A 13,040-nucleotide genomic window follows, 5' to 3' on the forward strand; every position below is an offset into this window, starting at 1 on the left:
GTATCTCTGTGAAAATTCTACAGAACTAATGTATTTTGCCTAAACTCATCTTCCTCATCAGACACAATCCCCAAGGCCTCATAAACATACCCAAACGTAGAGAGAATCTCCGGCTTTCCATCAATGATGGCGACATCATGCTCAAAATGTGCGCTAGGTTTACCATCTAGAGTCACAATCGTCCAACCGTCATCCAACTGTTTGATACGATGTGTGCCTAAATTGATCATCGGTTCAATGGCTACCACCATGCCTTCAATAAATTTCTTACCACGACCGCGTTTGCCATAATTAGGCATTTCCGGATCTTCGTGCATTTTCTTGCCCAAACCATGACCCACCAACTCTCGCACCACACCGTAACCTTCAGCCTCGCAATAATTCTGAATGGCGTAACCAACATCACCCACACGATTGCCTAATTTCAGCTCTCTAATGCCCACATACAATGATTCCTTGGTAATTTGCAAAAGTTTTTTTGTTTCGGGAGCTACTTCACCAATTTCGAAGGTGTAGGCATGGTCACCATAAAATTCATTCTTTATGGCTCCACAATCTATTGCTACCACGTCGCCCTCCTTTAATGGGATATCAGTTGGGAGTCCATGAACAACGGCTTCATTCGTACTACAAAGTAAGGTGGATGGACAATCATAAAGACCTAAAAATCCAGGAATAGCACCTTGTGCGCGAATAAATTCTTCCGCCATCTTATCCAATTGCATAGTGGTCACCCCAGGTTTCAATTCCTTGGCTAACATTCCTAAAGTTTTGGAAACGATGAGCGCGCTTTCTCGCATCAATTCTATCTCTTCTCGTGTTTTTTGTATGATCATTGTAGAAAAAATTAGTGGCAAAGATACTTAAAATAAATAGGATGGACATTTTTTGAAAACATGACTTTCGACAGTTTTTTACTCGATTTTGTTGAATAGTTTTGTAATTAAATTCAGGTATTATGTACAAATCTGTTTCTGCAGAAGAAGCTTTAAAGGCTGTAAAATCAAATGATCGTATTTATATTCAAGCAGCAGCCGCTGCACCGCAGTTGCTCATAAATGCTCTTGCTCACCGGCATGAGGAACTTAGAAATGTAGAAATTTGCCAATTGCATACCGAAGGCGAAGCGCCTTATGCCAACCCGGAATTCCGCGAAAGTTTTCACGTCAATTGCTTTTTTATAGGTAAGAATGTGAGGCATACCATAAAAGCCGGAAACGGATCTTATACCCCTGTATTTTTGAGTGAATTGCCCTTACTTTTTAAGCGCCGCATTTTGGAATTGGATGTGGTGCTCATTCATGTCTCAGTCCCTGACAGACATGGGTATTGTTCGCTTGGTGTATCTGTGGAAGCGACTTTGGCTGCCATTGACAATGCCAAATATGTGATTGCACAAGTGAATAAACAAATGCCTCGAACTCACGGTGCTGGTATTATTCATATGAATGAAATTGATGCGTTTGTTGATTGTGATGAGCCATTGCCAGTTCATGAACTTTCTGAGCCTACTGCTATAGAAGGAAAGATAGGCGATTTTGTTGCCAGTTTAATTGATGACAGAAGCACCTTGCAAATGGGGATTGGGAGTATTCCAAATGCGGTTTTGACCCGATTGCTCAATCATCAGGATTTAGGTTTGCATACTGAAATGTTTAGTGATGGCGTCATTGATCTGATATTAAAGAATGTGATTAATGGCAATTATAAACACATCAATAGAGGTAGAGCCTTGGCTACATTTTTAATGGGATCCAAGCGGTTGTACGATTATGTAGATGATAATCCGTTTATAGAAATGCGCGCCTCCAATTATACTAATGATGTATCCATCATTAAACAAAATCCGCGAATGGTAGCGATAAATTCTGCCATTGAGGTAGATGTAACGGGGCAGGTATGTGCAGATTCTATTGGCTCACAGATGTACTCAGGTGTAGGCGGACAAATGGATTTTATAAGAGGCGCCTCTTTAAGTGAAGGTGGGAAAGCCATTATTGCACTTCCTTCCCAAACCGCATCCGGAATTAGTAGAATTGTACCCAGTCTAAAACCTGGCGCTGGCGTAGTCACCACTCGCGCGCACGTCAACTATGTGGTAACCGAATATGGAATTGCAGAATTATACGGAAAAACAATCAAGAATAGAGTGAAAGCTTTGGTGGGCATCTCCCATCCCAACCATCAAGAGGCTATAGACCGGCATTATTTTGACTTATTGCGGCATTAATCCTTATCTGAAAAATGCAAATAAGCCTTTTTTTCGTGGGATAGGAATATTTGGTTCCTCATCAGTAATCATTTGATAAATTTCGCCCCAACCTAGGACACCTCCGATATTGCGATCATCAATAAAAAGATCGGCATTAATTTTTCGGCTTTTTGTCTGGTCAAATTGCTCTTCAGGAAAACTGTTATTAACAGCGTAAAACGTGATACCATTGTCTTTACAGAAAGCTACGGCCTCATCCAAACTTTTGCCACACCTGTAGGTCCATAAAATTAAACGATGCCCATCTTCTTGAAGACGCTTTAGCGTTTCAAAAGCGAAAATGCGAGGTTTTCCAATCCCTGGATACCGATCTTCCACAATGGTGCCGTCAAAATCTACAGCAATGATAAGTCTGTCCTGAAAATTCATAGGTTCATAGCTTTGGGGGTTAAAATTACAATAAATTCATTGTAAACCTAAGTGATTAAACTAATGGGTGGCGCGTCATAATAGCTGGCTTTGGTACGCCCATCAGTTTTAAAATGGTGGGCGCCAAATCACCTAGAACTCCGTCGTCAATATGTTTTAATTCCTTATCAATTAAAATAATGGGCACCGGATTGGTGGTGTGTGCGGTGTTTGGAGACCCATCTGGGTTGATCATGGTTTCACAATTTCCGTGATCCGCAATCAATAAGGTGGTGTAATTGTGGGCCAAGGCTGTAGTGACAACGTCTCGTACAACAACATCAACAGCTTCACACGCTTTAATGGCAGCCTCCATAACGCCGGTGTGCCCAACCATATCACCGTTAGCAAAGTTGAGGCATACAAAATCAACCTCTTCACGTTCCAATTCTGGAAGTAAAGCGTCACGAAGTTCAAAAGCACTCATTTCTGGTTGTAGGTCGTAAGTAGCCACTTTGGGGGAGTTTCGTAAAATACGTTTCTCACCATCAAACGGAATTTCCCGTCCGCCAGAAAAGAAAAAGGTCACGTGCGGATATTTTTCAGTCTCTGCAATCCGAATTTGCTTTTTATGGTGTTTCTCCAATACTTCACCTAACGTTTCAGTAAGATTATCTTTTTCAAAGACGACGTTAATTCCCGTAAAGACCTCGTCATAATTAGTCATGGTAACATAATATAAATCAAGTTTATGCATGTTTTGTTCATGAAAATCATATTGCGAAAGCGCTTCTGTTAACTGGCGTCCTCGGTCCGTTCTGAAATTGAAGAAAATTACTACGTCTCCATCCTTAATAGTCGTTTTTGGAAGTCCATTGTAATCGGTCATGACGATGGGCTGAATGAATTCATCCGTAATGTCATGGTCATAACTTTTTTGTATCGTTTGAATGGCATCCGTTGAAGCTTCACCTATTCCATTAACCAAGGCATCATAAGCCAATTTTACACGTTCCCAGCGCTTATCGCGGTCCATGGCATAATACCGTCCGGTCACGGTCGCCAATTCCGCTGATGATTCTTGAAGGTGATTTTGAAGTTGAGCTATATAGCCTAAACCCGATTTCGGATCGACATCACGCCCGTCAGTAAATGCATGTACATAAACATCGTCAAGATCATATGATTTTGCGGCATCAAGCAGTCCAAACAAATGCTTGATGTGAGAATGTACCCCGCCATCACTCAACAAACCTAAAAGGTGTACAGGTTTCTTGTTCTCTTTGGCATAGGTAAAAGCATCTACTAAGGCCTTTTCCTGAGCGAGGGTATGATTCTCTACCGCTAAATTAATTTTCACCAAATCTTGATAAACAATTCTTCCCGCACCCAAATTCATGTGACCTACTTCGCTATTTCCCATCTGACCTTCTGGCAATCCTACATGGAGGCCATCAGTTCTTAAAGAGGCACTTGGGTAATTGTGATATAAGGAGTCGATAAAAGGTGTGTGTGCGTTATCTATGGCGGATACTTTTGGGTCTGGAGATTTTCCCCAACCGTCAAGAATCATGAGGATGACTTTCTTGTTCATGCTGTTTAAATTTGAGGTTCAAAGATAAAAGTTTAAAACCTAATGGCTATCAAAATGTCCTCAAAATCCGAAAATTAAATATTCCGAAAAGCAGTTGCTATCTCACATAATGGATGATTTATTGCATTCTTACATTAAGGTTGGTTTAATCTTACTATGTTAAAATTAAACTGTTTAAGTAAAAATAATGTAACAGTTTGGATTGCCAATCGTCTTTTTTTAATAATCAAACTCTTTCATCATGAAAAAAACAATCATTATTTCAGCAATTGCATTAGGATTTGCAATCCACACTTCTAATGCCGCAAACCACGTAAAGGAGGTTGCGTTTACAAGCTTCATCAAAACAAAGGTTGAAGTCAATCCGTTTTGTATGTCCATTGTTAAAGGTGATGTAGCTACGGTTAAAAAATTAATTGAGTTAGGGGCTGACGTCAATGCGACATCCAATGGGATGACCCCAGCCATGTACGCCGCTAAATACAACAAGACTGAGATTTTGAAAATTTTAGTAAATCATGGCGCAAATCTCAAAAAGAAATCTGAAAAAGGATTAACCGCGGTGGACTATGCAAAACAATCAAAAGCAACAGATGCCTTAGCGTATTTAGCTACAAAATCTTAGCTTCCTTAAAAGGTGCTTGCCAAAAGAGCTTCTTAATTTTAAGAGGCTTTTTAATTTTAGGGACTGATGTCTGATGGTATTGATATAAATGAAGTTATGATTAAGGGGAACCCACCATGCTTTTATGATCTGAGGCACAAATCAATTACGCACGAGGGCTCATGTTGAGGGAATTTATTTAATTTTACCCAAAAATGTAGAATATGCCTATTACGTTTAAAATTATCGAGCCCGCTAATATTAATTCCATCATGCCGTTGATGTTAAAACTTACGGAACACAAGACCTCTGAAGCCGTTTTAAAACAACGTTTTGCGGAGATGGTTACCCAAAATTATGAGTGTGCCGCAATATTTGATCGTGATAAGCTCATCGGGATTGCAGGGATGTGGTTTTGTACACGTCACTATTCGGGAAGAAGTGTCGAATTGGACCATGTTTTTATAGAAGACGGCTACAGGAAAAAGGGCTTGGGCAAGCAGTTTATGAAGATTATTTATGATTATGTCACGCAAAAAGGATGTCAAGCTGTAGAACTCAATACCTATGTACAAAACTATCCATCGCACAAATTCTATTATAATGAAGGTTTTGAGATCTTAGGCTATCATTTTTTAAAGAAGATTTAGGCAGTAACCATTTTGTTTTCTGACACGAATTACACGAATTAACACAAATGGTCTAAATCAAGATGCTGGCTATGTTATCTATCAAGAATAAATCTTCTAAAACAATTTCAGCTTAGTGAGGCAATTGAAATCATTCCTTTACTCAGGGGTACTGTCTGAATACTCAGTACATAATTCTAAATACTAACCCCCAATCCTCACACCTCACACCTCACACCCCAAACCCAATCTACTTCAACCCACTCAAATCTGTCCCCGTCTTCACTTCATAAGGTGTTGTATGGTATTTAAAAATCCGAGCATCCAATTCGCCTCTTAACACTATGGAATCGCCCTTCACTTCAAGCCAACTACCTTCGCGAAGCCCAATTACCGGTGGCGAGTTATAAGCATGAAATTCCTGAATCCGTGTCTCTCGTGTTTCTCCCATATGCTTGCTACCGGGGTCAGGATCTAAATAGTGCGGATTGATATTAAAAGGCACCATAGCTAAAACCTTAAAACTCGGCGGGTAAACAATGGGCATATCGTTGGTGGTGTTAATTGTAAGACCGCAAATATTGCTCCCTGCACTTGTGCCTAAATAAGGTGTTCCGTTTTGAATTACTTCTTGCAGTGTGCCAATCAAATCATTCTTGTAAAGCTGATTGACCAACACAAAGGTATTACCTCCACCAACAAAAATGCCTTTCGCTTGTTTTAAGGCTCCCTTCGGATTATCAAATTCATGAATGCCTTTAACCTCTTTTCCAATTTGTGAAAAGGCATCTTTAGCGATTTGGGTATAATCATCGTGGCTAATTCCGCCCGGTCGGGCATAGGGAATAAAAAGAATGGCTCCCGTGTCCTTAAAAAAAGAGGAGAGCGTGTCTAAAAGGTAACTCAAGTATCCGCTGCCATGAACGGTGGACGTACTAGCAATCATCATCTGTTTCATATTTTGAATTTTTTAGGAGATTTAGTGGGTATATAATAGTGGAAAATTCGTCACTAAAAGTACCATTACATTGCGATTAGGTCAACAATCTCAAATATTTTGTTGTAAATTTAAGTAATCTACTACTTTAACAAAAGTTTAAACAGGTTTTACACTTTAATTAAGAGAGTTCAAACTTTCTTTATAATCCTAACTAAACAATCAACTTATGAAAACAGCTTTACTGTACCTTCTTCTTATCATGCCACTATTCATGGTGACTGCCCAAACTATTAAACGCGTTGAGATCTCAGGTAAGATTGTAGTAGAAAATAGCGACTTAGAGAATATTACCATATACAATTCGTCGTCCAAAAAAGGGACGCTCACAGATGAATCGGGAATGTTTACAATCAATGTTGCTCTAAACGACATCATTGAGGTGCGCGCTTTGTTGTTTCAAGATTTTACCGTGACTATAGATGACAACATTATAAAGACGAGAAGCATGACCGTGTTTTTAGTGGAAAAAGTGAATAAATTGGACGAAATTATTATTCTGCCTTATGACCTGACGGGAAATTTACTGGTAGATATTGAAAGTGTCAAAACATTCAATCCAGATTTAGATGCTATTTACTTCGGTTTGGCCAATATGAACGATTATGAATTTCCTGATGATTATAAATCGAAGGTGGTCAATATCGCGATGCCCGGAACCGGAAATAATATCCAGTATGGTTTTGATGTCATTGGAATCGTAGAATTATTTCTACGGCCAATTTTTAAGACAAAAAAGAAAGACACTAGGGAAGAAGCTCTAAACGAAATGTCTTATGACGACTTTACTGAACTTTATAGCACCAAGTTTTTAGTGGAAAATTTTAATATTCCAGAGCCTAAAGTAGAGGAATTTATTAAGTATGTTGAAGAGGAAGGTTTAGATTATTCCCTCCTAAATTCAGGAAAGGAATTTCAATTTCTAGAATTTATCAGCCAAAAGAGTAAAGAATTTTTAGCAAAAAATGATACAGAGGAGTAAGTGTTTAGTCCTTTTTCTAACCCTTTTTTATTTTCAATTTTCTTTTGGTCAATTGGTCGATTTTAAGGGACAGATCGTGGCACCGGGTGACGTTGATGGTATTCATGTTATCAATACATCAGCCAGTAGGTTTAACATATCAAATAGTACTGGACAATTTACAATTTCGGCCAAATTGAATGATACCATCCTTTTTTCAGGAATTTCTTACCAGCCTAAAGAAATAGTAATTACTAAAGTTATAGCTGATTCGCAGAATCTTACGGTATACTTAGAAGAATTGGTAACTATTTTAGATGAGGTCGTGGTCGGAAAAATACTTACTGGAGATTTGATTTTCGATTTGAAAAATACACCGATAAAGCCAGAAGTAAATTTTTTTAATTTAGGCATTCCTGGGTATACAGGAAAACCAAAAACACAATCAGAAAGACGCTTGTATGAAGCTACTTCTGGTGGTGGTTTTATTCCTTTAAATCCGATCTTAAATGCTATTTCTGGGCGTACGAATGAACTTAAGAATCAAGTAAGCTTGGAAAGGCTGGATAATTGCCTTGATAAATTAAAATCTCAATTTTCGGAAATTCTTTTCGCCAAATCTAATTTAGATGAAAGTTTGAGAATAGAATTTTTCTATTATTGTCAAGATGACTTAAGATTTGAACGTGTTTGTAAAGTGAATAATGGCTTGGAGACATTTGAATTTCTGGAGGCTAAATTAAAATCTTATAAAGATATTTTACGTTCTCAAAAAAATTGAATTGATTATTTGACTGTTTTTTGCAAGCGAAACCTTTATTTTTGGAAATTGAAATATCCTATGAAAACTATTAAATTACTTGTTTTAGCCTTTGTTTTACCCGTTTTAATGTCCGTGAGTGTACATAAATTTTATGTCAGTGTCACTGAAGTGGAATATGTAAAGGAACAAGAGTCTATACAGATTATCTCCCGAATTTTTATAGATGATCTGGAAAATACCCTCCGCAAACGCTTTGAAAAGAGACTGACATTTTCTCCTAAAAACGAAGCCGAAGAGGTAGAGGTGTATTTGCAACGCTATTTAAAGAATAAAATAACCATCACTATTAACGGCAAACCTGTGGAATTTAAATTTATCGGAAAAGAGTATGATAACGATATCCTTTTTTGCTATTTGGAGGTAACTGGAATTAGGGACATTAAAACATTTGAAATTTCTAATGCTTTACTATTTGATAGTTTTACTGACCAACAAAACATCGTAAAACTCAATATTAACAATGAAAAAAAGAGTTTCATCCTCATGCAACAGAATAATAAAGCTATGTTAAAATTTTAACAAACCTTATCAGATCGTTTCAAATTAATTACATTTCAAACTTATTATCATACACATAATTCTTACTGATGAAATCATTTAATCTATTGTGCCTCTTCCTATTGTCTATCACCGTGCAGACGTTTGCGCAGAATGACACCAAACAAGAACGAAAACCCGGACATGTCAATACCAATAAATTCCGTCAATTATATACTGAATTCTCAACGCCTAATATGTACCGAGCTGCTTCGGGAGCTCCTGGTCATGCATATTACCAACAACAGGCCGATTATAAGATGAATATTGAATTGGATGATGAAACCGCAAAAATCCATGGGGATGAGGTGATAACCTATACTAATAATTCTCCCGATGTGCTGACGTATTTGTGGGTGCAGTTAGATCAAAATCAGCGTGCAAAAGATTCAAAATCGCCACTAATTGAAAGTAGTGGTGTGGCCAAAGCGGCGACAACTGAGCAATTTGCTTCAGCGTATTTAGAGGATCCTTTTGACGGTGGATTCCATATTTTAGAAGTCAAAGAAACAAATGGTAAGCCGTTGCAGCACACCATCAACCAAACGATGATGCGGGTTGAATTGCCACAAGCTTTAAAATCTGGAGAGCAATTCTCATTTGGTATTAAGTGGTGGTATAATATCAATAATCACGTTAAAGATGGTGGCCGTTCAGGTTACGAATATTTTCCTGAAGATGGGAATAGAGCTTACGTCATTGCACAATTTTACCCGCGCATGGCCGTCTATAATGATGTTGAAGGATGGCAAAATTCTCAATTTTGGGGTCGTGACGAGTTTGCATTGCCATTTGGAAATTTTGAAGTAAATATTACGGTTCCTGCAGATCATATTTTGGATGCCACCGGAAAATTGATGAATAGAAAGGAAATGTTTTCAAAAACAATGTTGGAGCGCTACGAAAAGGCTAAAAAATCCTACGATACACCGGTGATGATTGTGACACAGGCTGAAGCGGAAAAGGCAGAAAAAAGCCGATCTAAAGCTAAAAAGACTTGGAAGTTATATGCTGAAAATGTGCGTGATTTTGGTTTTGCTTCTTCACGAAAATATATCTGGGATATGATGGCCGTTAAAGTAGGCGATAAAGACGTTATGGCCGTGTCCTTATACGCTAAAGAAGGGAATCCGTTATGGGAAGAATGGTCTACGAAAGCTGTAGCAAGCACCTTAAAATCCTATTCACGAATGACTTTTGATTATCCTTATCATAAAGCCATATCAGTACATGCCCAAAGACAGGGTATGGAATACCCAATGATTTGTTGGAATTATGGACGTCCCGAAAAAGACGGCACGTATAGTGACCGTGTAAAATACGGGATGATGGGAGTCATCATTCATGAAGTGGGGCATAACTTTTTTCCGATGATCGTTAACAGCGATGAGCGTCAATGGACGTGGATGGACGAAGGTTTAAATACGTTTTTACAGTATGTTGCAGAACAGGATTTTGGCGAATGGTATCCGGATGCGTTGTCGCCAGAGCATAAAACCTTTCCGTCACGTCGTGGGCCTGCTGCAAACATCATTCCTTACATGGAAGGCAATCAAGATTATATTGCGCCCATTATGAGCAAAGGTTTAAATACCTACCAATTTGGAAATAATGCTTATGGAAAACCTGCGACTGCCCTCAATATTCTAAGAGAAACGGTTATGGGCCGTGAGTTGTTTGACTATGCCTTTAAAGAATATGCACACCGATGGAAGTTTAAACACCCCACTCCAGAAGATTTTTTCCGCACTATGGAAGATGCCTCGGCAATAGATTTGGATTGGTATTGGAGAGGTTGGTTTTATACTACAGATTGGGTAGATATAGGCATAAAGGAAGTGACCAAATTTTATGTATCCTCAGAACCTAACCAATATATAAGGGATGTAGCGAAAAGGAGAAATTTGGATATGGATACTTTAGAACCAATGGTGTATATGGTTGAAGATGGTAGTGATGAGTTAACAGAAGCTATGAGAAATGGGATTCAAGCGAAAGATATTCCCTCACTTCAAGAATATTTGATGGATAATTTTACGGAAGCAGAACGCAAAAACATTCAAACACCTAAGTATTTTTATAACGTCACATTCGAAAAACCAGGAGGCTTGGTAATGCCAATTATAGTTGAATATAATTATGTTGATGGCACTTCAAAAACAGAAACCTATCCAGCAGAGGTTTGGAGATTAAATGATAAGCAAGTCAGCAAGGCCATTGCATCACAAAAGGAAATTGCCTCAATAGTGGTTGATCCTCGTGCGGAAACTGCAGACATTGATCCTTCTAATAACACTTGGCCACAAAAAGCTGAAACTAGTCAGTTTGATAGTTTCAAAAGCAAAGTTCAAGAGTAACATTCAAAACTTTAACTAAAACAGCCGACGAATTTACAGTCGGCTTTTTTATTCTATTCAAAACAAGTCACTATATTTGCATTGTGATACTACATACAACATTTTTATTTATTGGGACCACTGAGATCATGTTCATCCTATTTATAGTGGTGATGGTTTTTGGTGCTGATAAAGTTCCTGATATCGCAAAGGGTATGGGTAAAGGCATGCGCTCACTGAGAGATGCTACAAATGACCTAAAATCTGAGATTACTAAAACCTCAGAAAAGCATGGCATCGATCCTTCCGAATATTCCAAATCTATTACTGATGAAATTCAGAAAGTTAAGGATGAGGTTGAGGATAGTGTAGGCTCCATAAAACGAAAGCTGTAATTCGTTTCCAATAAAAATTTACTAAAATTTTAGTATGAATCTATAAAAAGATTCATTTCGCTGTGATTATTTATCATTTTTAGACGGCTAGTCCATTTTAATTAAATATCCAAGGTATCTTCACTGTCTGCATTCTTAAATTTTTAAATTGGGCTCAAGGATAAGTGAAAAGAAGATTAAAATAAGCTTTCACTATAATTCTCGTATGTTAGCAGTTCTAGCTATGGTCATAGTGCTGGCTTATGCGTTCTAATAGAATTGAAAATTAATTAGAAGTTTATGTAGATAATGGAGGACTTCAAAATTTAGAAAAATGGATCTGCGGACTCCTAAAGCTTTGCGGTTGACAAAATTCTATTATTCATCCCGGTCTAAATAGTAGTCTACAAGTTTTGAAATTTGTTGCGCTTCTGCCAATTCCAGTAAAGCTCTATTGGTATCATAGGTTAGATTTGAATTCATAGGAAACGCAAACCCATAGCCTTGTTTAAAATATTCAGCCTTTGCGAGGTACAAACCGTCATCTTTATGGTTTTTTAAATAATACAACAATTGCGGACGATCATACACAACGGCATCTACATCTTTATTGATTAAACGCTCCATAGCTTCATTTAGGGTGTTCGTACTTGTAATTTTAACCTTGTGGGATGTCAAAAAATTGACTGATGGTGAAGCAGCCAGAGTGGCCACCTTACGTCCTGATAACTGTTCAATGTTGGAAACTGTCGATGTGCCAAGTGAAGAGAGTGTTAGTGTACTGGCAATTCCCGCCACCATAGATGACGCAAAAATTATTGAAATAATCATCCAACTTCCAGCAATAATGCGGCCCCAGAGAGTTATGGGTGCTTTGTCGCCATACCCTGTAGTGCTCATAGTAACAATAGCGAGCCACATCCCGGTTCCAATACCATCTATAGGTTTTTGAGAAAATTGATCGGGAGATTTTTTTCGTTCTGCCACCCATAATAGCGCACCAACTAGGGCTAAAATAATTAGAAAAACCCCAACGGCCAGCAATAGTTTGATGCTGAAAAGCGGTTTCATTTTTTGCCAAATGCTCAAATGATCCTCACGAGAAATGATGGCTAAACTTGAGTTGTAAAATGGTTGTGAAAAACGGATATTCTCCAATCGTTTAGAAGTAATGCTAATTGGGCCGACAACGACATCTAAATCGCCGCTATTTAAGGCATCAAGTGCATTTTCAACAGATTCAAAATTTTTGGAAGTATAATTCCACGATTCCTTTGTTGCCAAATCATCCCATATTTCTACAGCAATCCCTTTAGAGGCTGAATTTGATTTAAATACGAAAGGTTCGTTTCCAGCAATTCCAACCCTAATTGGAACTGTTTTAAACGTGGGCTCCGTTTGTGCAGACAGTGATGAATTGAATAATAATAATAATAATAATCCGGCCCAAATAAGTAAGGCTATCAATCGTAAAATAATTGTCATGAAACAAAATAAGTGTTTTTCATGTGATATAACAGCAAAGTTTTTAATTTAAAAAAGATCTAAGCGTGAAATATACCTTT

General features: G+C 38.0%; 13 protein-coding genes. 8 read left to right on the forward strand and 5 right to left on the reverse strand.

Annotated elements, in window-relative coordinates; genetic code table 11:
• Positions 1-17: 17 nt before the first annotated feature.
• Positions 18-836: a type I methionyl aminopeptidase gene (map, locus tag ES711_RS05265; RefSeq protein ID WP_146890990.1), complete on the reverse strand. Its 819-nt coding sequence runs from the start codon at positions 834-836 to the stop codon at positions 18-20.
• A 122-nt stretch (positions 837-958) separates the two neighbouring features.
• On the opposite strand from map, the gene ES711_RS05270 reads away from it, so the two are divergent.
• A complete protein-coding gene (locus ES711_RS05270; protein ID WP_146890993.1) occupies positions 959-2,230 on the forward strand; it encodes an acetyl-CoA hydrolase/transferase family protein in 1,272 nt (423 codons plus the stop codon).
• Positions 2,231-2,233: 3 nt separating this feature from the next.
• Here the strand turns inward: ES711_RS05270 and ES711_RS05275 are convergent, their stop codons facing one another.
• Together ES711_RS05275 and gpmI are read right to left on the reverse strand one after the other, a co-directional pair.
• On the reverse strand, positions 2,234-2,641 hold the full coding sequence (locus ES711_RS05275; protein ID WP_146890996.1) for a BT0820 family HAD-type phosphatase: 408 nt from the start codon (positions 2,639-2,641) through the stop codon (positions 2,234-2,236).
• 55 nt (positions 2,642-2,696) lie between these two features.
• Positions 2,697-4,214 (reverse strand): 2,3-bisphosphoglycerate-independent phosphoglycerate mutase, encoded by a 1,518-nt coding sequence (gpmI, locus tag ES711_RS05280; RefSeq protein ID WP_146890998.1) that lies wholly within the window; start codon positions 4,212-4,214, stop codon positions 2,697-2,699.
• Positions 4,215-4,455: 241 nt separating this feature from the next.
• Between gpmI and ES711_RS05285 the strand changes: the two genes are divergently transcribed.
• Both ES711_RS05285 and ES711_RS05290 read left to right on the forward strand, forming a co-directional pair.
• Entirely contained in the window at positions 4,456-4,839 is a 384-nt protein-coding gene (locus tag ES711_RS05285; protein ID WP_146891000.1) for an ankyrin repeat domain-containing protein, read from the forward strand.
• Positions 4,840-5,042: 203 nt separating this feature from the next.
• Positions 5,043-5,468, forward strand: a complete 426-nt coding sequence (locus ES711_RS05290; protein ID WP_146891003.1) for a GNAT family N-acetyltransferase — start codon at positions 5,043-5,045, stop codon at positions 5,466-5,468.
• A gap of 229 nt (positions 5,469-5,697) precedes the next feature.
• Here ES711_RS05290 and pepE read toward each other — a convergent pair whose 3' ends face one another.
• Positions 5,698-6,405 carry a dipeptidase PepE gene (gene pepE / locus ES711_RS05295; RefSeq protein ID WP_146891006.1) on the reverse strand — a complete coding sequence of 236 codons (708 nt, stop codon included), beginning with the start codon at positions 6,403-6,405 and terminating at the stop codon, positions 5,698-5,700.
• A 208-nt stretch (positions 6,406-6,613) separates the two neighbouring features.
• On the opposite strand from pepE, the gene ES711_RS05300 reads away from it, so the two are divergent.
• From ES711_RS05300 to ES711_RS05320, 5 genes are all read left to right on the forward strand, one after another.
• Entirely contained in the window at positions 6,614-7,426 is an 813-nt protein-coding gene (locus tag ES711_RS05300) for a carboxypeptidase-like regulatory domain-containing protein (RefSeq protein WP_146891008.1), read from the forward strand.
• Positions 7,427-7,601: 175 nt separating this feature from the next.
• Positions 7,602-8,186, forward strand: a complete 585-nt coding sequence (locus ES711_RS05305; protein ID WP_146891010.1) for a hypothetical protein — start codon at positions 7,602-7,604, stop codon at positions 8,184-8,186.
• Positions 8,187-8,246: 60 nt separating this feature from the next.
• Positions 8,247-8,747 carry a DUF6702 family protein gene (locus ES711_RS05310; protein ID WP_146891013.1) on the forward strand — a complete coding sequence of 167 codons (501 nt, stop codon included), beginning with the start codon at positions 8,247-8,249 and terminating at the stop codon, positions 8,745-8,747.
• Between the two features lie 68 nt (positions 8,748-8,815).
• Complete coding sequence (locus ES711_RS05315; protein WP_146891016.1) at positions 8,816-11,122, forward strand: M1 family metallopeptidase; 2,307 nt, start codon at positions 8,816-8,818, stop codon at positions 11,120-11,122.
• An 83-nt stretch (positions 11,123-11,205) separates the two neighbouring features.
• Positions 11,206-11,496, forward strand: coding sequence for a twin-arginine translocase TatA/TatE family subunit (locus ES711_RS05320; protein WP_146891019.1), 291 nt, complete (start codon positions 11,206-11,208; stop codon positions 11,494-11,496).
• Between the two features lie 357 nt (positions 11,497-11,853).
• On the opposite strand, the gene ES711_RS05325 is transcribed toward ES711_RS05320, so the two are convergent.
• Positions 11,854-12,960, reverse strand: coding sequence for a transporter substrate-binding domain-containing protein (locus tag ES711_RS05325; RefSeq protein ID WP_146891022.1), 1,107 nt, complete (start codon positions 12,958-12,960; stop codon positions 11,854-11,856).
• Between the last annotated feature and the right edge of the window lie 80 nt (positions 12,961-13,040).

Source organism: Gelidibacter salicanalis, assembly GCF_007997285.1.
GTDB classification, from domain to species: Bacteria; Bacteroidota; Bacteroidia; order Flavobacteriales; family Flavobacteriaceae; genus Gelidibacter; species Gelidibacter salicanalis.